Annotated in this window: 22 protein-coding genes; 9 read left to right on the top strand and 13 right to left on the bottom strand. The window is 62.8% G+C overall.

The window, feature by feature from the left end; all coding sequences use genetic code 11:
• The first annotated feature begins 195 nt into the window (after nucleotides 1–195).
• Complete coding sequence (locus NUU27_RS01230; protein ID WP_257760206.1) at nucleotides 196–546, top strand: hypothetical protein; 351 nt, start codon at nucleotides 196–198, stop codon at nucleotides 544–546.
• Nucleotides 547–683: 137 nt separating this feature from the next.
• Here NUU27_RS01230 and NUU27_RS01225 read toward each other — a convergent pair whose 3' ends face one another.
• Genes NUU27_RS01225 through NUU27_RS01210 form a run of 4 tightly spaced genes read right to left on the bottom strand, consistent with a single transcriptional unit; the run spans nucleotide 684 to nucleotide 4,840 of the window.
• Nucleotides 684–1,490, bottom strand: coding sequence for an ABC transporter ATP-binding protein (locus tag NUU27_RS01225; RefSeq protein WP_257760205.1), 807 nt, complete (start codon nucleotides 1,488–1,490; stop codon nucleotides 684–686).
• Nucleotides 1,484–2,557 (bottom strand): iron ABC transporter permease, encoded by a 1,074-nt coding sequence (locus NUU27_RS01220; RefSeq protein WP_257760204.1) that lies wholly within the window; start codon nucleotides 2,555–2,557, stop codon nucleotides 1,484–1,486. Before NUU27_RS01220 ends, NUU27_RS01225 begins: the two co-directional genes overlap by 7 nt.
• Nucleotides 2,550–3,677: an ABC transporter substrate-binding protein gene (locus tag NUU27_RS01215; RefSeq protein ID WP_257760203.1), complete on the bottom strand. Its 1,128-nt coding sequence runs from the start codon at nucleotides 3,675–3,677 to the stop codon at nucleotides 2,550–2,552. The genes NUU27_RS01220 and NUU27_RS01215 overlap by 8 nt, the downstream gene beginning before the upstream one ends.
• 17 nt (nucleotides 3,678–3,694) lie before the next feature.
• Complete coding sequence (locus tag NUU27_RS01210) at nucleotides 3,695–4,840, bottom strand: ABC transporter substrate-binding protein (protein ID WP_257760202.1); 1,146 nt, start codon at nucleotides 4,838–4,840, stop codon at nucleotides 3,695–3,697.
• A 105-nt stretch (nucleotides 4,841–4,945) separates the two neighbouring features.
• On the opposite strand from NUU27_RS01210, the gene NUU27_RS01205 reads away from it, so the two are divergent.
• Complete coding sequence (locus NUU27_RS01205) at nucleotides 4,946–5,740, top strand: class I SAM-dependent methyltransferase (protein ID WP_257760201.1); 795 nt, start codon at nucleotides 4,946–4,948, stop codon at nucleotides 5,738–5,740.
• A 213-nt stretch (nucleotides 5,741–5,953) separates the two neighbouring features.
• Here NUU27_RS01205 and NUU27_RS01200 read toward each other — a convergent pair whose 3' ends face one another.
• Nucleotides 5,954–6,661 carry a glutathione S-transferase family protein gene (locus tag NUU27_RS01200; RefSeq protein WP_257760200.1) on the bottom strand — a complete coding sequence of 236 codons (708 nt, stop codon included), beginning with the start codon at nucleotides 6,659–6,661 and terminating at the stop codon, nucleotides 5,954–5,956.
• Between the two features lie 107 nt (nucleotides 6,662–6,768).
• On the opposite strand from NUU27_RS01200, the gene NUU27_RS01195 reads away from it, so the two are divergent.
• The gene (locus NUU27_RS01195; RefSeq protein ID WP_257760199.1) at nucleotides 6,769–7,143 is read left to right on the top strand and encodes a helix-turn-helix domain-containing protein; all 375 of its coding nucleotides are present in this window, start codon (nucleotides 6,769–6,771) and stop codon (nucleotides 7,141–7,143) included.
• A 131-nt stretch (nucleotides 7,144–7,274) separates the two neighbouring features.
• Here NUU27_RS01195 and NUU27_RS01190 read toward each other — a convergent pair whose 3' ends face one another.
• A complete protein-coding gene (locus NUU27_RS01190) occupies nucleotides 7,275–8,141 on the bottom strand; it encodes a LysR substrate-binding domain-containing protein (protein WP_257760198.1) in 867 nt (288 codons plus the stop codon).
• Nucleotides 8,142–8,263: 122 nt separating this feature from the next.
• Here NUU27_RS01190 and NUU27_RS01185 point away from each other — a divergent pair, with 122 nt between their 5' ends.
• Both NUU27_RS01185 and NUU27_RS01180 read left to right on the top strand, forming a co-directional pair.
• A complete protein-coding gene (locus NUU27_RS01185; RefSeq protein ID WP_257760197.1) occupies nucleotides 8,264–8,458 on the top strand; it encodes a hypothetical protein in 195 nt (64 codons plus the stop codon).
• Nucleotides 8,455–9,639: an epoxide hydrolase family protein gene (locus NUU27_RS01180; protein WP_257760196.1), complete on the top strand. Its 1,185-nt coding sequence runs from the start codon at nucleotides 8,455–8,457 to the stop codon at nucleotides 9,637–9,639. The genes NUU27_RS01185 and NUU27_RS01180 overlap by 4 nt, the downstream gene beginning before the upstream one ends.
• 114 nt (nucleotides 9,640–9,753) lie before the next feature.
• On the opposite strand, the gene NUU27_RS01175 is transcribed toward NUU27_RS01180, so the two are convergent.
• Entirely contained in the window at nucleotides 9,754–10,095 is a 342-nt protein-coding gene (locus NUU27_RS01175; protein ID WP_257760195.1) for a helix-turn-helix domain-containing protein, read from the bottom strand.
• A 50-nt stretch (nucleotides 10,096–10,145) separates the two neighbouring features.
• On the opposite strand from NUU27_RS01175, the gene NUU27_RS01170 reads away from it, so the two are divergent.
• Together NUU27_RS01170 and NUU27_RS01165 are read left to right on the top strand one after the other, a co-directional pair.
• Nucleotides 10,146–11,144 (top strand): NAD(P)-dependent oxidoreductase, encoded by a 999-nt coding sequence (locus tag NUU27_RS01170; protein ID WP_374565207.1) that lies wholly within the window; start codon nucleotides 10,146–10,148, stop codon nucleotides 11,142–11,144.
• Between the two features lie 4 nt (nucleotides 11,145–11,148).
• Complete coding sequence (locus NUU27_RS01165; protein ID WP_257760193.1) at nucleotides 11,149–11,550, top strand: GFA family protein; 402 nt, start codon at nucleotides 11,149–11,151, stop codon at nucleotides 11,548–11,550.
• 174 nt (nucleotides 11,551–11,724) lie between these two features.
• Here NUU27_RS01165 and NUU27_RS01160 read toward each other — a convergent pair whose 3' ends face one another.
• Together NUU27_RS01160 and NUU27_RS01155 are read right to left on the bottom strand one after the other, a co-directional pair.
• Nucleotides 11,725–12,954 carry a diaminopropionate ammonia-lyase gene (locus tag NUU27_RS01160; RefSeq protein WP_257760192.1) on the bottom strand — a complete coding sequence of 410 codons (1,230 nt, stop codon included), beginning with the start codon at nucleotides 12,952–12,954 and terminating at the stop codon, nucleotides 11,725–11,727.
• Nucleotides 12,955–13,131: 177 nt separating this feature from the next.
• Nucleotides 13,132–13,908 carry a LamB/YcsF family protein gene (locus NUU27_RS01155; RefSeq protein WP_257760220.1) on the bottom strand — a complete coding sequence of 259 codons (777 nt, stop codon included), beginning with the start codon at nucleotides 13,906–13,908 and terminating at the stop codon, nucleotides 13,132–13,134.
• Between the two features lie 148 nt (nucleotides 13,909–14,056).
• Between NUU27_RS01155 and NUU27_RS01150 the strand changes: the two genes are divergently transcribed.
• Complete coding sequence (locus tag NUU27_RS01150) at nucleotides 14,057–14,968, top strand: LysR family transcriptional regulator (RefSeq protein ID WP_257760191.1); 912 nt, start codon at nucleotides 14,057–14,059, stop codon at nucleotides 14,966–14,968.
• Nucleotides 14,969–15,010: 42 nt separating this feature from the next.
• On the opposite strand, the gene NUU27_RS01145 is transcribed toward NUU27_RS01150, so the two are convergent.
• From NUU27_RS01145 to NUU27_RS01135, 3 genes are read right to left on the bottom strand one after another with little or no spacing between them, the layout of a single operon-like run.
• Nucleotides 15,011–16,522: a tripartite tricarboxylate transporter permease gene (locus tag NUU27_RS01145; protein WP_257760190.1), complete on the bottom strand. Its 1,512-nt coding sequence runs from the start codon at nucleotides 16,520–16,522 to the stop codon at nucleotides 15,011–15,013.
• A gap of 1 nt (nucleotide 16,523) precedes the next feature.
• Nucleotides 16,524–16,985 (bottom strand): hypothetical protein, encoded by a 462-nt coding sequence (locus NUU27_RS01140; protein WP_257760189.1) that lies wholly within the window; start codon nucleotides 16,983–16,985, stop codon nucleotides 16,524–16,526.
• 1 nt (nucleotide 16,986) lies between these two features.
• Nucleotides 16,987–17,934 carry a tripartite tricarboxylate transporter substrate binding protein gene (locus tag NUU27_RS01135; protein ID WP_257760188.1) on the bottom strand — a complete coding sequence of 316 codons (948 nt, stop codon included), beginning with the start codon at nucleotides 17,932–17,934 and terminating at the stop codon, nucleotides 16,987–16,989.
• A 27-nt stretch (nucleotides 17,935–17,961) separates the two neighbouring features.
• Between NUU27_RS01135 and NUU27_RS01130 the strand changes: the two genes are divergently transcribed.
• Entirely contained in the window at nucleotides 17,962–18,297 is a 336-nt protein-coding gene (locus tag NUU27_RS01130) for a hypothetical protein (RefSeq protein ID WP_257760187.1), read from the top strand.
• Nucleotides 18,298–18,300: 3 nt separating this feature from the next.
• Here the strand turns inward: NUU27_RS01130 and NUU27_RS01125 are convergent, their stop codons facing one another.
• Complete coding sequence (locus tag NUU27_RS01125) at nucleotides 18,301–19,533, bottom strand: epoxide hydrolase family protein (protein ID WP_257760186.1); 1,233 nt, start codon at nucleotides 19,531–19,533, stop codon at nucleotides 18,301–18,303.
• Nucleotides 19,534–19,605 lie beyond the last annotated feature (72 nt).

Here is a 19,605-nt window from a genome sequence, read left to right as displayed (position 1 = left end):
AGGTCATTGCGCTGACAACATCCATATCTTGCAAGCGACCATCGATTATTTCCTCGCTTGGGGTCGCTTTGCGCAAGCGGACTTACGATGTGTTGCAGATGGGCAGCGGGCACTTGCAGGGCGCGAATGCGGAGTGACTTCGGCCAACAGGGTGTTTAAGTTAGGATGTCATTCTGCCAGCATGAAGAGCGCCGCATGCCCCGCTTTCTTGCCGTCTATACGATGAAACCCGAAGACCTCGCCCGATTTCGCAGCCTGCCCAAGGCTGAGCAGGATGCGGTCGACACAGTTGGGTTAAAGCAGTGGGTGGACTGGGAGAAGAGGAACGCCGCATCGTTCCCCGATCGTGGTGGCATGGTCGGCAAGACGACGCGCGTGACAAAGGACGGCATCGCCGACGCCGTGAATCCCTTCTGCGGCTACATCGTCGTTGAAGCCGAGACCGTCGAGGCCGCCGCCCGCCTCTTCGAGAACCACCCGCATTTCTCTGTCTTTCCAGGAGACGGCGTGGACATCATGCCTTTCGTCACCGACCCCGCTTCCTGAGCGATCCAGCCCTCCTCGCCTCGGGTGGAGGAGTGGTGTTTCGTTGGCACTTGGCATCCTGATGGTATCGCAGCCAGCCAACGAGTATTTAAGAGCCGCGATCAAGGCCCGACTCCCGCTTCACGGCAAATTCGCAGTCAGTGCGACAAGCAGGCAGGTTCCGCCAGCGCTTTGGGGACTGTTCGAGGCTTGGCAACCGGCCCGTCGATGATGACGTGCCCGATCCCCTTCGAGCAGGGCTCGATGCGCGCTTCCACATGGTATATGTCGCGCAACAGCGCCGAGGTTATGATGCTGGGAGCCGCACCGCACGCGACCAGCCGGCCACCGGCGATGACCATCACCTGATCGCAAAAGCGCAGGGCGTGGTTGAGGTCGTGCAAGGCGATCAGCACGACCATGCCGCGGGCCTTCGCCAGGTTGCGCACGAGGTCGAGCACCTCGACCTGGCGCGCCAGGTCGAGGGCCGAGGTCGGCTCGTCCATCAGCAGGATTTCCGGCTCGCGCACCAGCGTCTGCGCCAGGCTGGCAAGCTGCCGCTGACCGCCGGACAGCTCGCCGATGGTCCTGAACGCGATGCCCGCAATGCCGAGCGCCTCAAGGGTCTCGTCTATCAGCATGAGATCAGCGGCGTCGACGCGCCAGCCCGTCCCCTGCTTCCGCGCAAGCAGCACCGACTCATAGATGGTCAGCACGGCGTTGGCGGACGTGTCCTGCGGCATGTAGCAGATGCCCCTGCGCCCTTTGCGCGCATTCTCCGCATGCAGCGTGCCCGGCCCCGACAGAATACCGGCCATCCGCTTGAACAGCGTGGATTTTCCGGCGGCGTTCGGGCCGATGACCGCCACCACCTCGCCGCCCTTGAAGGCCGGTGTCGTCACACCCTCCAGCGTGAGGTTGCGGCCGTAGCGCGCACCCAGCGAATCGAGCCTAAGGGTCACCATGAGCGTCTCGCACTGGACAGTATGAGGGAAATGAAGAAGGGGATGCCGATCAGCGAGGTGACGATGCCGATGGGAAAGATCGTGCCCGGGATGAGCAGCTTGCTGAGCACGGAGGCGGCCGACAGGATCAGCGCGCCCGAAAGGGCGGATGCCGGCAGGAAGAAGCGCTGATCCTCGCCGATGATCATGCGGGCGATATGCGGCCCCACCAGCCCGACGAAGCCGATCGTGCCGACAAAGGCGACGGGGATCGCGGCAAGCAGGCTTACCAGGATCAGCGTCTCGAGCCTGAGGCGCGCTACCTTGACGCCGAAGCTCGCCGCCTTGTCTTCGCCCAGCCGCAGCGCCGTCAGTGCCCAAGCCCGATGTGCGAAGACCGGCAAGACCGCAAACAGCACCAGTGCGGTGATGCCGAGCTTGGGCCATGTCGCCTTGGTCAGGCTGCCCATGGTCCAGAAGACCACCGCTGCCAGCGCTTCCGCCGAGGAGAGGAACTGGATGAGCGACAGGAGCGCATTGAAGGTGAAGACCAGTGCGATGCCGAGCAGGACGATCGTCTCCACCGTCACGCCGCGCTTGACGCTCAGGAGGTGAATGAGAAACGCGGCCAGCATGGCCATCACGAAGGCGTTGATCGGCACCACATATTCGATGGCCGCGGGGATGAGAGCGACGCCGAAGGCGAGCGCAAGGGCGGCGCCGAAGCTGGCTGCAGCGGAAATGCCGAGCGTGAAGGGGCTTGCGAGCGGGTTGTTGAGGATGGTCTGCATCTGCGCGCCGGCGACAGCAAGCGCCGCGCCGACGACCACAGCCATCAGTGCCACGGGCATGCGGATGTCCCACAGGACAACGCGCACCTGCTGCGAGACTGTGTCCGGAGCAAACAGGCCCTGCACCACCTCGCCCAGGCCATAGCGGGCGGGACCGAAGGCCAGGTCCAGGCAGAAGCTGAAGACAAGCGCAGCGCCCAGCCCCACAAGAATGAGCTGCCGCCGCCACACGAGGGCGCGGTATCGCCGGCTCCCTTCCTCGACGGGCTGCGCAAGAAGTGTCGCCTGCTCACTCATCCTGAAGCGATCCCCAATAACCCCGCTGATAGTCGATCGGCAGGAACCGCTCGTGCAGCGTCCGGAAGGTGTCATGCGGGTCGAGCCCGGCGAACAATTCGGGGTGGAACCACTTGGCCAGGCGCTGGATCGCCACGAACTGATAGGGGCTGTTGTAGAACTGATGCCAGATGGCGTGGAATGCCTTCGTCTCCTGGGCCTTGGCGCCCATATAGGCCGGCCGGGACGGATAGAAGGCGAGCTTGCGCTTCACTTCGGCGGGATCGGCGCCCGGCCCCACGGGAACCCACTTGCCATCATACACATAGGCTTCCCAATCGGCGCTGGTCACGAGGATATGTTCCGGGTCGGCCGCCACGACCTGCTCGGGGTTGAGCTGGCCGAACGTGCCGGGCAGCAGTGCCGTGGCGAAGTTGTTGCCGCCGGCGAGATCAACGAACAGGCCGAAATTCTCGCCTCCGAAAGTGTGGCAGCAGTCCTCGTAGTAGCCGGCGGCCCGGTCGATGAACACGTTGGGGCGGACCGGCTTTCGCGCCGCGATCATATCCGTGACGCGGCTGATCTGTTCGCGACGGAAGGCGATCAGCGCTTCCGCCCGTTCCTGCTGTTGGAAGAGCGTGCCGAAGAGCCGGATGGTCGGCTCGGTGTTCTCCATCGGCTTGTGGCGGAAATCGACATAGACGACGGGGATGCCGAGCGCGCCCAGCTTCTCGACATAGCTCGCTTCATCGGTCGCCTGCTTGGCTTCGAGGTTCAGGAAGACCACGTCCGGCTTCTGCGCGATCGCGGCCTCGATGTCGATCAGGCTTTCCTCATAGCCCGAAAAGGCCGGGATATCGGCGAAGTGCGGGAACTTTGCGCGATAGGCCCTGTAGGTCTCGGGATCGGCCTCGATGAGATCGTTCCGCCAGCCGACAATGCGCCTCGCCGGATCTTCGCGGTCGAGCGCCGCCACGATGTAAAGTTGCCGCCCCTCACCAAGGATCGCCCGCTCGACGGGCACGTTCACCTGGATCTCGCGTCCGGCGACGTCGGTGACGGTTGCAGTTTCCGCCCGCGCGGCCACGGTGAGCGCGGCCCATGCAAGCAAAGCTGCCTGTAGGAGGCGCCAAATGCGCATCGCCGGTTCCCTCTCCATCAGTTCGACGTCTGCGTCCCGGAAAGTGAAACCCAGTACCCCGGGCGGTAATCGACGGGAAGGAACCGTTCGTGCAACTCCTTGAAGGTCGCCTCGGCATCGAGGTCGGCAAACAGCTCCGGATGCAGCCATTTCGCCATCTGCTGAATGGCAACGAACTGATAGGGGCTGTTGTAGAACTGATGCCAGATGGCGTGCACCTGGCCGTTCTCCACCGCGGCAACACCGGTGAAAGCCGGGCGCTCGGTGAGCTTATCGAGCTTGCGCAGCGCCTCCTTCCGGTCGCGGCCGGGCCCGACGCCAACCCAGGCACCGCCGGGCACATAGGCCTCCCACCAGCCGCCGGTGATGATGATCTGATCGGGGTCGGATGCGATGATCTGTTCGGGGTTTACGGTGCCGAAGGTGCCGGGAATCATGTTCTTGGCGATATTCTCGCCGCCCGCCAACTCGACATATTTGCCGAAATTGTCGTCGCCGAAGCTCATGCAGCAGTCTTCGGAGTAGCCGCCGGCCCGTTCGATGAAGACCTGGGGCCGTTCAGGGTTTTCCTTCTCGATAACGTCGGTGACGCGCTCGATCTGGTCGCTGCGCCAGGCGATGAACTCCTCGGCGCGCTGCTCCTTGCCGAACAGCTTGCCGAACAGGCGCATGCTGGGTTCGGTGTTGGTGAGCGGGTGCTCGCGGAAGTCCACATAGACCAGCGGAATGCCCGCGGCGGCGAGTTTCTCAATGTACTTCGCGTCTTCCGTCGCCTGCTTGGACTCGATGTTCATGAGAACGACGTCGGGATTGAGCGAAACCGCCTGCTCCACGTCGAAAGTACCGTCCTTGAAACCGCCGAAGGTGGGAATGTCCGCCATCTCGGGGAACTTCTCGAGATAGACGGCGTAATTGTCCGGATCGGCTTGGGAGAAATCCTCGCGCCATCCCACCACACGCTTGAAGGGATTGTCCGTGTCGAGCGCAGCCACCAGATAAATCTGCCGCCCCTCGCCCAGGATGACGCGTTCCACGGGCACATTCACTTCAACCTTTCGTCCGGTGACGTCGGTCACCATCGCGGTTTCGGCGCTTGCGGATAAAGGCGCGGACAGGATTGCTGCGACCACCGCCGTGGCGGCAACGATCGTACGGAAATTCATGACGCTCTCGCTGAAAATTGACTTCATGCATCGACTTATAAAATAAGACTTCTCTTCTCAAGAATTATCTTTTAGAGCGATTCCAAACGGGGATCGCAAGGTGTGATGACGGAGTTGGCCAACTACGCACTCAGGGACGAAATTCGGGACTACTGGTCGGCGCGCGCAGAAACGTTCGACCTCTCGGTGGGGCACGAAATCTTCTGCGATGCCGAACGCCGGGCCTGGCACAGGCTGATCCTCAGGCATCTGGGCTCCGGCGCAGGCCGTCGGGCGCTGGATCTGGCATGCGGAACCGGAGTTGTCTCCCATCTCATGCATGATCTGGGCTTCGAGGTGACTGGGCTGGACTGGTCGGAGGCCATGCTTGCCAGAGCGCAGGCCAAGGCACGCCAGAGAGGGAGCGACATCCGCTTTCTGCTCGGCGATGCGGAGCGCACCATGGAAGAGCGGGAAAGCTATGACGTCATCGTCACCCGGCATCTGGTCTGGACGCTCGTCGATCCTGCAGCGGCCTTCGCCGAATGGCTGAGGCTGCTGAGGCCGGGCGGGCGCCTGCTGATCGTCGACGGAGATTTCGTCACCGAAACCTGGGCGTCCCGTCTGCGCCGGATCGTCGAAAGGCTGAGGCTGGCCAGATCGGGCCCGGTCGATCCCGGCACACAGATGACTGCGCGCCATCGCAGCATCCTGTCGCGCGTCCACTTTTCGAACGGTGCGCGGGCCGAGGACATTTGCGGCCTGCTCGCACAGGCAGGCTTCGAGGCGCCGACCATCGACACCCGCCTCGGAGCGATCCACCGCGCACAGGCGCGGCATATGAGCCTCCTGAAGGCGATGGAGCGCGCGACGCAATATCGCTACGCGATCTGCGCCGGCAAGCCGCTCCGTTCGGGCTAGTGTTACACGTCGACGGTGCGCGAGTCCCCGGCGTCCACCGCAGGCAGACGGGAACTGGTCTTCCTTTGGTCGGTGTCTGCTTTGGCGCGATGGAGCGCAAAGCGGTTGTCTGCGGAGGTCGAGCTTGGGTCAGCCTGGTCGAGATCGCGGCGTTGGCTCGAGGTGCAGGGCGTTTGCGCGCGGCCGGCATCGATTGCGGGCCGCGCGCAGTGGCTATTTCGAGCCGAACCGGTCGATGACTTCCGTCAACGGGACATGGCCTCGGCACGCCCCGTTTCCCGGAGACATCTCACCGTTCTCCAGCGACGCGGCATGAATGACGGCCGGATCGGCCTCGATGCGGGTTCTAAGGGCGGCAAGTTTCGGCCAGCGGGCCTTGTCGGCCACCTGATGGAAATCGAGCCAACGGGCAACCCCGATCAGAATGCCGTCAGCCAGCGTCGGCTGATCGGCGATCAGAAACCGGGTGTCTCCGATCATCTCTTCGAGCCGGTCATGGCGTTCGATGACGCTTTCGCTGCCCCATTCCCTCAGAGCCGATTGCATCGCCGGGTTGGGCGGCTGCATTTCCATCGCGGCCCAAAGCGGCCCGAACGCACCGGTGAAGCCCGTATTGATGAACGCCATGAGTTGGTGCATGCGTTCCGCCTCGCGCGACAGCGGATCGAAGCTGACCCGTCGTTTCGTGTCACGCGCCTCCAACCAGGCGGCGATCGCCATGGTTTCCGTCAGCACATCGCCCCGGTCGGTGATCAGGGCCGGCGTCTCGACGCGCGGATTGAGCCGCCTGTAGGATGGCTCCCGCATCTCGCCGAGCATGTCGACGCGACAGAGCCTGTAGGAATGCCCCAGCCACTCGAGCGCAGCGACGAGCCCCATGGAGCTTCCCGCCGGGAAGCCATATATGAGGATAGGTTCCATGTTTTGTTCTCCGTGATTTCTGATGATCACGCTGCGCAGCGGAGCCGGACCTTAACGGGTCGTTGCCGCAAGTAAATTACGCACCTTTTTGTTACCATGAGCTGCCGATGAAAGACCTTGTTTCCCGCTGCCCCATCGAAGAGGTCATGCAGATCCTCAGCGGTCGCTGGCCGACACTGCTGATCTATTATCTGCAGGAGGGCACCAAGCGGTTCAGCGATCTTCGCCGGGACAATCCGACGATCTCCCACAAGATGCTGACGCTCGAGCTGCGCAAACTGGAGGACGCAGGCATCGTCCGTCGCACCGAATTTGGCGGCTACCCGCTGCGTGTCGAGTACGATCTGACACCGGAGGGAGAACGACTGGTGCCTCTCATCGATGCGCTGGGCGATTGGTGGGAGAGCACCGAAAGCAACGTTGGAAAACAGGGCGCAGACAATCCGGACATTGCGGCTTCGCAGCCGGCTGCCCTCCTTTGATCGCAGACCGGATATCTGCCTGAGCGTTCCAACCGAGGCGTCTTGACGAGAACGCGCCAGCGCGGCCTGGTCTGCAACGGAGCTTCTGCTGGCTGCGACCGGTGTCTGTAGAAGCCGGTTTCCTTGCTCGACTATCCGGAAAGCTGCCGCCTTATCCATCGCCGGAACGTCCTGAAGCCCGGACGGTTCTTGCTGTCTGACCAGCACAGATAATAGTGGTGTGTGTTCTGTGCCGGCCACCGGTCGTCGCTGAACAATTGCACCAGGCGCCCACTGGCCAAATAAGGCGCAGCATAAACGTGGGGCAGCCACGCCACGCCGTGCCCGTCAAGTGCCGCGACAAGCGTCAAGGCGCTCGGCAGGCGGGTGATCCGTGGATGATCTTGATGGGCCAGGCCATGGTCATCGAACCAGTTCGACATTTCGAGCTCCCGGTCCTCATCCAGGATCCACGGCAGCTTGGTCAGGTCCTGAGGCGTCTCGACGGAAACGGACTCCACAACCGAAGGCGCCGCCACGACGACATCCCTGCTTTCAAGAAGCCTTTCGCAGTTCAACCCCGGCCAGTTGCCGTCACCATGCCTGACAGCGGCATCGAAATCACCTTGGGCGAGATCATGCGCTGTCGCGTCGGCGTTGATGCGCAGATCGATTTCCGGATGACGTTGCAGAAACCCGCCAAGCCGCGGCAGCAGCCAGTACTGGGCGAAATGCGGCGTCACGGTGATGTTGAGGATGTTGTCGTCACGTCGGAATCGGTCGATATCACCGGCAATCGCCCTGAAATTCCCCAGCAGACTGTCCGCCAGGTCCGCGGCTTCCGGCAGCATGACCAGACGGTTGCCGGAGCGGGTGAACAATTTGCGCTGCAAACGATCTTCCAGGCCCCGGAGATGCTGGCTTACCGCGCCATGCGTCACCTTGAGCATGGCGGCGGCAGCGCCGACAGAGCCGGTTTCATGGACCGCCGCAAAAGCACGAAGCGAATTCAGCGGCAACCAAGCGATCTCGTTTCGTCTCGACATGATAGAAAAACTAACGGCAATGCAGCTTTTCTGACAAGCCCTGAATGCCATTATTCCCTATGTTTCATCGAGAAGATAAACGGAAAGGAAGTCAGATGGCTTTTAGTTTTTCTAACTACCACACCGAAGATGTCTCCACCCGTCAGCTTCGGGTTGCGGGCATCGATCAGGAGACCGTTCACCGGATCCGAAACCAGGGACGGATCGAGCGGGCCAAAATTGTTCGTCGATGCTTTGCAACGCTCAAGCGCTATGCCGCGGCCGCTCACGTCGGCAGGGGCACCTCATGAACTGTCCAACCGGCGAGGTCCAAGCGTTCGAGACCCACGCCACCGACGCCGATCTCAATGATCTGCGCACGCGGCTGGCCGCAGCGCGGCTGCCGGAAGCCGAGACGGTCTATCGCCCCGCACCCCATCCCCGCCGATGGGAACAGGGCGTTCCTCTCGCCGATCTCGTCGATATCGTGAACCACTGGCGCACCGACTATGATTGGCGGCCGTTCGAGGCGCGCCTCAACCGGATCGGCCAGTACCGCACGATCATCGACGGTCTGGGGATCCACTTCCTGCACCGCCGATCCGCCCGAGCGGATGCCACTCCCGTGATCCTGACGCACGGCTGGCCGGGCAGCATCGCTGAGTTCATCGACGTCATTGACGATCTGGCCGATCCGGAGGATCCAGAAGCGCCAGCGTTCCACGTCGTGGTTCCGTCGCTGCCGGGCTTTGGCTACAGCGACAAACCGGCCACTACCGGATGGGGGGTCGGGAAGATTGCGGCAGCATGGGTCGAACTGATGGGAAGGCTCGGCTACGGCCAGTTCGCAGCCCATGGCGGCGACTGGGGAGGTGTGATCACCACGGTCCTCGGCGGCCGATTCCCAGGGCGGGTTCTCGGCATCCACACAACCCTGGCGCAAGCACCGCCCTGTTTGACAACGGACGGGCTGACGGCGGCCGAGCGCAAATGGATCGAGGAAACCCGTGATTTCTGGCACCACCGGGCGGCGTACGCGAAGCAGCAGGCGACCCGGCCGCAGACCATCGGTTATTCGCTTGTCGATTCACCGGTCGGACTTCTCGCCTGGATCCTCGACAAATTCGCCGAGTGGACAGATACCGACGATAGCCCCTTCGAGACGATTTCCATCGATCGCATCCTCGACAATGTCACATTGTATTGGCTGACGCGGACCGGCGCCTCGGCGGCCCGCATCTATCACGAAAGCCATGGCGGCGTGAACGCGCTCGACCCCGAACTCCGGGTCGACGTCCCGTCGGCAATCAGCATCTATCCCCACGACATCGAGAAGTGTCCCCGCGTCTGGGCACAGGAGCGGTACCGACAGATCGTCCGATGGAGGACACCCGAAACCGGGGGGCATTTTCCGTCGCTGGAGGTGCCCGGATATTTCGTCAAGGACCTGCGAGAAGGCCTCGCGGCAGTCCTCGCCGCTGGCTTTCGTTGATCATGACGTCGTTGACGCAGGCGTGAGAACCGACACCGCGGATTGGCCGTCCCAGATGGTACAACACCGATGTCTCAATCCGCGGCGATGACGCGCCAGCCGGCCTGAAAACTTTTAAACTGGAGCGCCTTGGCGCGCTTTCCAGCTTTCGTGCTGCTTTCCCCATTTCGACATTGCGGTCACCGCATCGTTCAAGCTGAGCCCGAGGGGAGTGATCGAGTATTCGACCCGTGGCGGCACCTCGCCATAATCGTGCCGATTGACCAGGCCGTCGGCTTCCATCCGCCGCAATTGCTGAGCAAGCACCTTCTCGCTGATGCCGGGCAGCAGCCGCCGCAACTCGGCGAAGCGATGCGGACGCAGATGCAGAGCCCACAGCAATGACGGTTTCCACTTTCCGCCGATCGCTTGCAGCGCCGCGTTGAACCCGCAGTCGTCCGGCTCCTTGCTGCTCATATTGTCGGGCTCCTGACAGTTTTGGACGCTTACCGCAAGGTGCGTACTTCATCCCCAGCGGCGTTCTTATAACTTCGCACTGCGCGCGCCCAAACAGAAAACCTTCAAGCGGCCTTGAGCCACGGAGAGAAATTATGAAACAGGAAGTCTGCGTCCTCGGCGCAGGACGCATGGGCTCCTCCATTGTCAGGACGCTCTTGAACAACGGTTATTCCACGAGCGTGTGGAATCGCACGGCTGCAAAATGCGCACACCTGATCGCTCTGGGGGCGAAGAGCGGCCGCAGCGTCGAAGAGGTCGTCGGGCAATCGGACGTCATCTTCGTCAACGTCTTGGATTACGCAGCGAGCGACGCAGTGCTGAAAGGCGACGGGGTGGCCGCTCTCCTGTCCGGCAAGATCATCGTCCAGCTTACCTCCGGCTCGCCGAGGCTGGCCCGCGAGGAAGCGGCCTGGGCCGAAGCACAGGGTGCCGAATATCTGGACGGTGCGATCATGGCCACACCGGATTTCATCGGGCGGCCGGAGGCGGCACTCCTGTATTCCGGGTCAAAATCGGCGTTCGAAACCAGTGAGCCCGTACTCCTCACTCTCGGCGGCCAGACGCGATATGTCGGCGATGCGCCGGGACAAGCTTCCGCCCTGGACATCGCGCTGCTCACCCAGATGTGGGGCGGTCTGTTCGGCGCCTTGCAAGGTTTGGCGGTTGCGCAGGCTGAAGGCATCGACATCGAGACGTTCCACAATCAGTTTCTCGCCTTCAAGCCCGTTGTCGATGCAGCGCTGCTCGATTTGATCGACCGCACGCGGAGCGGTCGCTTCGCAGGTGACGAGAAGACACTGGCTTCCATCGGCGCTCACCACAGCGCGTTCCAACACCTGCTCGAATTCTGCGAGGAGCAAGGGCTGGACGCAACCCTGCCACACACCATGGATGGGTTCTTTCACCGCGCGCTCGCGCAAAACGGTGCAAGCGCCGACTTCGCTTCGCTCGCTCCGTTGTTCCGGCGCGATGTCATCCACCCCGACATGGAGAAGGCGGATGCATAATTCGATGCGCACGGCAACCTGTTCCTGCCGCAAGGTGAAACTCGTCTGTGTGGGGGAGCCGCGGCGAGTCTATGCCTGCGCCTGCGCCGAGTGCCAGCGCTGCACCGGTTCGGCCTTCTCCTACCGCGTGATCTACCCGAAGGCGGCGATCGCCAGCCAAAAGGGAGAGGTGAAGTCCTGGCGCAGGATCGGACCATCTGGAGGATGGATGGAGCAACATTTTTGCCCCGTTTGCGGATCCATCGTCTTCATGACCGCTGAAGTGCTCAAGGATGCGATCTCCCTGTCCGCAGGCTGTCTTGAAGATCCGGACTTTCCGCCACCGCAGATGCTTCACTGGCCTGAACGCCGGCATCGCTGGCTTTGCATGGAGGGCATAGCTGGAGCCGATCGCCAGCTTGCCTGATCCCACCGGTATCGGGAGCCCCGCCGCGGTTTGCGGTGGGGCAATCTGGCCAGCCGCGTTGCAATCGTGACAGAGAGAGACTTCAATCAGTAAGCCATTCGACGAATGCCTGAAGCCTGGCGGGTGTCGCAGCGCATCACGGCCACGCTTCAGGAAACCGAACGAACGTCAAGCTCAGATCTCGGCGTTGGTTCCCGCGCCAAAACGGAAACCGACAGCGCCACCAACCGCCTCGGGCCGCAGGCCCGTGAGTTTCTCATAGAGCCCGGGGTCGGTGGCACCTTCCGTGTTGACGAGGAAAATCCGCGATAGAGCATCGAGCTGAAGCATCCTGCATGCGCGCTCATTTCCGAGCGCGCGAATGAGGCCTGCGAGCCCCACGCCACCGCTCTCGCCGGCGACGATTGCGGGATCGCCTTCCAGAGGGCGGCCAAGCCGTCTCATCGCCGAAACGGCATCCTCCTCTTCCACGGTCATGAAACCATCGGCGACGCGCGACAGGATGCGCCAGGCGACGAGCGACGGCTCATAGCATTCGAGCATCGCCATCACGGTTGGCTCACCATGTTCGATCCTGACGATGCGATCCGCCTTCGCTGTTTCGAAAACACAAGCGGCTCGCGCGGGCTCCACGACGACGAAGCGGGGCCTTGCAGCGCCGAAAGTCACCGCCAGATGACCGGCAATGGCAGCGGCCACGCCGCCCACGCCAGCCTGCATGAAGACGTGGGTGGGCGGTTCGGACATCGCGCGCAGCGCCTCACGCAAGAGAGGCACGTAGCCCTGCATGACGAGACCCGGGATGCGTTCGTAACCCGGCCATGCCGTGTCGGAAACGACCGTCCAGCCGTTCTGTTCGGCAACCCGGTTCGCCTCGGCGACGGACTCGTCGTAATTGCCCTCAACACGGATCACTTCGGCTCCGAAGCGGGCGATCTCGTCGGCCCGTTTCCGGCTGACGCCCGAATGGACGAAGATCATCGCCCGCGCGCCGATCAGGCTCGCGCCCTGTGCCACGGAGCGCCCGTGATTGCCGTCCGTGGCACAGGCCACCGTCAGCCCGGCCGACACGGCCCTCACCTCCGGTGATTGCAGCTCGGCCACGTCCACATTCCGCCCGAGCCGCCGCGAGGCTTCCTCGAGTGCGAGGCGAATGACCGCATAGGAACCACCAAGCGCCTTGAAGCTGCCAAGCCCCAGCCGAAGCCCCTCGTCCTTGACGTGGATCGAACCGACGCCAAGTTGTCCGGCAAGCCCGGGCAAGGCCCGCAGCGGTGTCTCTGCATGGCCTTCCCGATGGGACAGGAACCGCTCCGTCTGCGATGCCGCCTCGGCACCGAGAAGTGCGGCATCCTCCTGCGAGAGCGGCTTGCCGTAATCGGCCGTCCTATTGGCGATGAACATGCGGACCTCTTGAAATGGAGCTTCACCGGATAGCCGTCTCGAGCGCCACGCGTCCTTCGAACGCCATTGCGCATGACAGTCCGTTGCATCGACCCTGTGCGTGGTTCGACAAGCTCACCATGAGGGAGGATGAGCCTGGCAGGAAACAGATGGGTACCATCTGTTGCGATCGCACCACTAGGCGTCCATGCCCAGCATCTGCGGAATTGTTACAACCTCGATGCCGCGTTTGGCAAACTTCGCCCGCACGGCCTTCATCACCGGCACGGCGGTCGGCTCGTCGCCATGAATGCAGAAGGTGTGGACCTCGGCGGGAATGCGCTTGCCGCTGACGGAGAAGAGCGCACCTTCCTCCAGTATCCGCACCACCTGCTCGCTCGCTTCTTCCGGCGAACGGATCACGGAGTTCTCAAGCTCGCGCGAGAGCATCTTGCCGTTGTCGTCATAGCGGCGATCCACGTAGGATTCATTGGCGATGCGCAGTCCGAGCTTTTCGCCGGCACGCGTCATCTGCGAGCCGGCATTGGCAACGAAGATGAGCTCGGGATCGGCCGCCTTGATGCCACGCCCCACCGCCATCGCGACATCGCTGTCGTCATGCGCCATGTTGTTGAGCGCGCCATGCGGTTTGACATGCGTCACGCGGGCGCCGCGCGAGGCCGCCAGCGCCTGCAGGGCGCCGATCTGATAGGTCACCGAGTATTCGAGATCGAGCGGGTTCATGCGGATCTGCCGGCGGCCGAATCCCCAGATATCGTTGAAGCCCGGATGCGCGCCGATGGAGACGTTTTCGCGTTTTGCGAGCTCCACCGTCTGCACCATGATGGTGGGATCGCCGGCATGCATCCCACACGCGATATTGGCCGAGCCGATGAGGCGCATAAGCTCCTCGTCATTGCCCATTCTGAATTTTCCAAAGCCTTCGCCAATATCGGCGTTGATATTGATTTTCATATTGAATCTCCGACCCGATGCCGCTTCGCAACCATCGTTACCGTGCTTGCAGCGGCAATCTGTCAGCGATTGATTGCTGTGTCCAATGCATTTAAAATAGCCATCGATATGCATCGTATGCATTGATAAAACACCGGGGGAAAACATCATGCTCGAGCTCAAGGAGCTGCAGAATTTCGTCGCCGTGGCCGAACGATTGAGCGTTTCGGGAGCCGCGAAAGTCGTGCATTTGAGCCAGCCGGCGCTCTCCCGCCAGATACAGGCGCTGGAACGCAAGCTCGGCGTCAAGCTGTTCGAGCGCATCGGAAAACGGCTGGTGCTGACGGCAGAGGGCGACGATCTTCTCATGCATTCGGCCCAGCTTCTCGATCAGGCGCAGGCGCTGATCAACCGCGCCTACGGGCTGGAGCACGGCCATGTGGGCCTGCTGCGCATCGGCGCCTCCCCGCAGACCATTTCCGGCCTCATCTCGCCGGTGATGACGGAATTCGCCCGCCTCTATCCGAATGTGAACCTGGTCATCAGCGAGGCGCATAACGACGCCCTTGTCGAACTCGTCGAGAATGGCGGCGTGCATATGGCGGTGGCGAGCCGCACCAACACCTGCAATCTCGTCGGCCGCGAACTTTTCAAGGCCGAGCTCTTCGCCGTGTTGCCCGAGAGCCATCCCGCCAAGGGGGCCCGCGCGATCGACATCCGGGAACTTTCGGACGACCGCTTTCTCGTTCTCAGGCGCGGCTTCCTGACCCGCCAGCTCTTCGATCATGCCTGCGCCGGTGTCGGCATACGCCCGCGCATCATGCTGGAAAGCGACAGCACGCACACACTGATCTCGCTGGCGCGCGACGGGCATGGCATCGCCGTGGTCTCCTCCTCCGCGCGCGAGGTCCACCATCTCGACAATTCGGCCGCGCTCGTCTCGGCCGGCCACACGATCAGCGACATGGTCTTCGCCCTCTGGCATCCGAACCGCTATCGGCCGGCAAGCCTGCCCGCCTTCGTCGATCTTCTGGAGGTCCATGCCGATTTTCGCGGCAAGGGGCTGACGCCGGTCCCCTGAAGGAAGAGGCCCGCCGGGCGGGCGGGCTTTTCACCATTCCGGTCAGACGCCGGTCTGTTGCGCCTGGGCGAGCTTGCCCGCCGGCTTGACGAAGAAGATCGCCGCCGCCACCGACATCACCAGGAAGCCTAGGGCGATGGGGTGTTGCAGCACCGCCTCCAGCCGATGATTGGTGACGATGATCGATTGGCGGAGCGACAGCTCGAACAGCGGCCCGATCACGAAGCCGATGAGGAATGTGACGACCGAATAGCCGTAGCGCTGCATGAAGTACCCGACCACGCCGAGCACCACCATCGCATAGACCGAGAACATCGCATGATGTTCGAGGAAGGATCCGAGCGTGCAGAAGACGATCACCATCGGGATGATGATGACAGCCGGAACGCTGCCGATCCGCGCGAAGAAGGTGAGACCGACCCGGCCCACGATCAGCATGCAGAAGCTTGCCACCAGCATCGAGACATAGATGCCGTACATCAGGCGCGGATGCTGCTCGAAGACCAGCGGGCCCGGCACGACGCCGTGCATCATGAACGCGGCAACCAGGATCGCCGCCGAAACGCTGCCCGGCAAGCCGATGGCGAAGAGCGGAATGAAGCTTGCCGGCAGCACGGCATTGTCCGCCGCCTCGGTGGCAGCGACGCCCTTGATGTCGCCCTCGCCGTAACGGTCGCCGGGCCTGGCAAATTTCTTGGCCACGACATAGGCGAGAAACGCGCCGATGGTGGGCCCCAGCCCTGGGATGATGCCTGCCGCGATCCCCACCAGCGTCGAACGGACGGCGGTCGGCGCCACCTCGCGGACCTCTTCCAGCGAAACGCCATTGTCGTCCGGCAGGAGTTCCATCTTCTGGATTTCCTCGCCGGTCTTGCGCGCCCTGATATAGGCCTCCGCCTGAACCAGCATTTCCGTGAAGGCCAGCATGCCGACGGTGGCGGACACAAGGGGTATTCCGTCGAAAAGCTCGATCATGCCGAAGGTCAGGCGCGGCGTGGCGCTTTCCGGGTCGAGGCCGACGGTCGCAAGCAGGATGCCGAAGATGCCCGACACCAGCCCCTTGGTGAGAGACGTGCCGGAAAGGGCCGCGATGAAGGTCAGCGCAAAGATCATCACCGACGTCATCTCCACCGGTCCCATCTTCAGGGCGAAGGAGGCGAGCGGCATGGCGAGCGCGATCAGCACCAGCGTCGAGACCATGTCGCCGAACACCGATGAATACAGCGCGATCTTCAACGCCTTGGCGGCCTTGCCCGCCCGCGCCAGCGGATAACCGTCATAGCAGGTGGCCGCCGAGCTCGGCTCGCCCGGCGTGTTGAGCATGATGGCGCCCGTGGCGCCGCCCGCCGCACTCGCCTTCGTCACGCCGACCAGAAACGCAATGGCCGCGATGGGCGTCATGTAATAGGTCAGCGGAACCGCAACCGCGAGCGCCGCCGGCCGACTGAGCCCCGGCACCACGCCGACGATGTAGCCGAGCAGGATGCCCCCGAACACGGCCGCGATCGCCGTTAGCGAGAAGGCGTCGCCCGCGCCGAGAAGAATGTTCTCCAACCTAGATCCCCATCTTCTGGATCAGGAACAACAGCACCGCGACCAGAACCGGCAGCGCCGCAAGCATGAGCGCCCTTCGCTCGCCGAGCACCAGAAGCACCAGCAGCGCAAGGACCGCCCCGCCGACGGCCCAGCCCAGATAGGCGATCGCGGCAATGCCGGCCACGGTGGCGGCAATCATGCTCAGCGCATAGTGGATCGGCGCATCGTCGCCGGGTTCCCGCGTCGGTGTCGAAATCAAAGTCGCGATGAAACGGAACAGGGTCAGAAGACCGATTGCCGCCGAGCAGACCGTCGGCACCAGTTGCGGCGAAAGACCCAGTTCGCCCCCTGCGCTCGTCTGGGCCGGGATGATCCAAAAGATCATGGCCAGACTGGCGCCTCCGACGACGATCAATTCGCCAAGGGCCTTCCTGAACTGGGGCAAGCGCGAAATGCGCCTGCCCTGAATGTCGCCGTTCATCTTACTTGCTTGCTTCGACAGCCGCTTTGAACTGCTCGCTCTGCTTGTGGATGAGGGTGGAAATCTCCTCGCCCACCGGCACGAACGAACCCATGTTCCGCTTCTTCAGCGTGTCCAGCAACTGCAGGTCCTTTGCGGCGGCGCCGAAGGCTTCCGTCAGCTTGGCCTTGACCTCGTCGGGCGCGCCCTTGGGGATCAGGAAGAGGACCATGTTCATGCTGGAAATGTCGTAGCCCAGTTCCTGCAGGGTCGGCGTATCGGGGAAGCCGTCGATGCGCTCGTCGCCGAAGACAGCCAGAACCTGAAGATTGCCCGCCTCGGCCTGGGCGTAATAGGTGCCGGAGCTGTAGGCGAAATCCACATGGCCGCCCAGCGTCTGGGCCACCGCCTCCGCGCCGCCCTTGGTCGGCGTGGGGTTGAGTGTGACGCCTTCCTGCTTGGCGATCATCCCGACCACCACGCGGTCCACCGAGGTGGTGGAGGCGTAGCTCATCGGCTCGCCCTTGGATTTGGCTTCGGCCAGCGTGTCGGCAAAGGTCTTCCAGCCGCGGCCAGGCAGCGAGATCAGCGCCTCGGGAAACACACCGAAAGCGGCGATGTAGTCGAAGTCGTCGACATTGAAGGCAAGCTCCTGCGTATGCGGATCGAAGGTCAGCGTCGTCGAGGTGGTGGCGACGACGTTGTAGCCGTCGGCCGGCATCGCCTTGAGCGCGGTCGTGGCGAGCCCGCCGCCGGCACCCGGCTGGTTCTTGATGGTGACCGGCTGGCCAAGGCTTTCGCCAAGCGCATTCGCCGCCGCGCGGCTGACCGTGTCGACGCCGCCGCCGGCACCGAACCCGACAATGATCGTCACCGGTTTCTCCGGGTACTCGGCCATGGCCGGCGCTGCACCCGTCGCGGCCAAGGTCAGCGCGCTGAGCCCCAACAGTATCTTGGGAAGTAAATTCATGATTTGTCTCCGGATTCTTCTGCTTGGATGATCGAATACGAAGAACTGGTCGCCGGGCCCCTAGCCTGCCCCGCCGCTTGGTGTATGCATGAGACGTCCACACCCCGCCCGAAGGCCGCGAGTGCATCCGTTTCTCCTGGAGATGCACTGGTTGTGTTTGTTGTTGTTCCCCACCAAGGTTTCGCGTTTTTGATTGTCTTCAAACGCACCACCAGCTCCATGAAAGGGATGACTTTTCGCCAATCCGCAACGGGTCAAAGCCCCGAACACAAGGATCGATGCCTTGCACCTGTTGTTGAACCATTCGGCGGCACATCTGTCCAATGCATTTATTGGGATATCTCTCATGCGCATCACGCATAAAGCCTAGCCGGTCAAGCTCCCGAAGAACTTGCGAATGTCCGCCACGAGGAGGTCCGGCGCCTGGGAGGCGGCGAAGTGGCCGCCGTGGGGCATTTCGGTCCAGTGGACGATGTTGTTGGAGCGCGCGGCGAAGCTGCGGACGGATCGGAAGTCCTCGGGGAACACGGCAACGCCAGTGGGTGTGGGATTGTTTGTTTCCCGATATCCCGCTCCGGTCTGGGTGTCCTCGTAATAGACGTTGGCGGCCGACCCGCTGGTGGCGGTGAACCAGTAGATGGAGTTGATGGTCAGATAGAGCTCGCGGTCCATATGGTCGGCACCGGCGCCCTCGAAGCCGAACCACAACTCCGCGTTCCAGGCCAATTGGCCGACCGGCGAGTCGACGAGGGCGAAGGCGAGCGTTCCAGGGCGTTTCGACTGGATGGCTTGGTATCCGCCGTATTTTTCGAAATTGGCGAGGTTTGCCATTCCCTCCAGTTCGAATGGGGAGAGCTTCTCCATCTCGCCCGGCTGGCCCGAGGGAAAGGCGAATATCTGAAGAAGATGTGTGCCGACGAGGCCTTTCGGCGCCAGTATTCCAAGCTCGCGCCCGACAAGAGCGCCGGCATCGCCGCCATGGGCACCGTAGCGCTCATAGCCCAGCCCTTTCATCAGCCTGTCCCAGGCTTTGGCGGTCTTCGCGCTGTCCCAGCCCGGCGACCTCATCGGGCTTGAGAAACCGAAGCCCGGCAGCGATGGGATGACCAGATCGAAAGCGATCGACTCGTCGAGTCCATGTGCCTTCGGGTCCGTCAGCGGCCCGATGAGGTCGAAGAACTCGACGAAACTGCCGGGCCAGCCATGGCTGAGGATCAGGGGCAAGGCATCGGGCACCGGCGATTTGATGTGCATGAAATGGATCGGCTGGCCGTCGATTTCAGTCATAAAGTGAGGATAGCGGTTGAGCTCGCGCTCGTGTGCGCGCCAGTCGTAAGCGTTCCGCCACTGATCGGCCAGCTCCTTGACGAGCTTGATGGGCTGGCCGCGTGACCAATCCTCGGTGATCGGCTCGGGCCAGCGCACCCGGCCGAGACGGTCTTTGAGATCAGCGATCGCTTCGTCGCCGATCTCAATCTTATAGGGAGTGATCGAGAGCATTTGGCCTTCCTCCTGGGATTGTGCGGTTGCGGGTGTGCTGGCGATGGCGGCGCGCAGCGAAAGCGCGCCTCTGTTGAAGTTGCGGCGGGTCAGGATCATGTCGTTCCCATCCTGCTGATGTGTCGTCGAAGCTGGGCGCTCGCGCCGGCGTCCGGCGTGAGGCCGCGCACC

The sequence above is a fragment of the Nitratireductor sp. ZSWI3 genome (genome assembly GCF_024655565.1).
Taxonomy (GTDB): domain Bacteria; phylum Pseudomonadota; class Alphaproteobacteria; order Rhizobiales; family Rhizobiaceae; genus Nitratireductor.
This window is presented reverse-complemented; position numbering and strand designations above follow the sequence as displayed.

Coding starts and splice junctions, on each gene's coding strand:
- NUU27_RS01165 (WP_257760193.1), top strand. CDS start 11,149: ATGCGCACGGCAACCTGTTCCTGCCGCAAGGTGAAACTCGTCTGTGTG.
- NUU27_RS01150 (WP_257760191.1), top strand. CDS start 14,057: ATGCTCGAGCTCAAGGAGCTGCAGAATTTCGTCGCCGTGGCCGAACGA.
- NUU27_RS01175 (WP_257760195.1), bottom strand. CDS start 10,095: ATGAGCAGCAAGGAGCCGGACGACTGCGGGTTCAACGCGGCGCTGCAA.
- NUU27_RS01195 (WP_257760199.1), top strand. CDS start 6,769: ATGAAAGACCTTGTTTCCCGCTGCCCCATCGAAGAGGTCATGCAGATC.
- NUU27_RS01230 (WP_257760206.1), top strand. CDS start 196: ATGCCCCGCTTTCTTGCCGTCTATACGATGAAACCCGAAGACCTCGCC.
- NUU27_RS01180 (WP_257760196.1), top strand. CDS start 8,455: ATGAACTGTCCAACCGGCGAGGTCCAAGCGTTCGAGACCCACGCCACC.
- NUU27_RS01160 (WP_257760192.1), bottom strand. CDS start 12,954: ATGTTCATCGCCAATAGGACGGCCGATTACGGCAAGCCGCTCTCGCAG.
- NUU27_RS01155 (WP_257760220.1), bottom strand. CDS start 13,908: ATGAAAATCAATATCAACGCCGATATTGGCGAAGGCTTTGGAAAATTC.
- NUU27_RS01220 (WP_257760204.1), bottom strand. CDS start 2,557: ATGAGTGAGCAGGCGACACTTCTTGCGCAGCCCGTCGAGGAAGGGAGC.
- NUU27_RS01125 (WP_257760186.1), bottom strand. CDS start 19,533: ATGATCCTGACCCGCCGCAACTTCAACAGAGGCGCGCTTTCGCTGCGC.
- NUU27_RS01140 (WP_257760189.1), bottom strand. CDS start 16,985: ATGAACGGCGACATTCAGGGCAGGCGCATTTCGCGCTTGCCCCAGTTC.
- NUU27_RS01215 (WP_257760203.1), bottom strand. CDS start 3,677: ATGCGCATTTGGCGCCTCCTACAGGCAGCTTTGCTTGCATGGGCCGCG.
- NUU27_RS01200 (WP_257760200.1), bottom strand. CDS start 6,661: ATGGAACCTATCCTCATATATGGCTTCCCGGCGGGAAGCTCCATGGGG.
- NUU27_RS01185 (WP_257760197.1), top strand. CDS start 8,264: ATGGCTTTTAGTTTTTCTAACTACCACACCGAAGATGTCTCCACCCGT.
- NUU27_RS01130 (WP_257760187.1), top strand. CDS start 17,962: ATGATCGAATACGAAGAACTGGTCGCCGGGCCCCTAGCCTGCCCCGCC.
- NUU27_RS01210 (WP_257760202.1), bottom strand. CDS start 4,840: ATGAATTTCCGTACGATCGTTGCCGCCACGGCGGTGGTCGCAGCAATC.
- NUU27_RS01225 (WP_257760205.1), bottom strand. CDS start 1,490: ATGGTGACCCTTAGGCTCGATTCGCTGGGTGCGCGCTACGGCCGCAAC.
- NUU27_RS01135 (WP_257760188.1), bottom strand. CDS start 17,934: ATGAATTTACTTCCCAAGATACTGTTGGGGCTCAGCGCGCTGACCTTG.
- NUU27_RS01205 (WP_257760201.1), top strand. CDS start 4,946: ATGACGGAGTTGGCCAACTACGCACTCAGGGACGAAATTCGGGACTAC.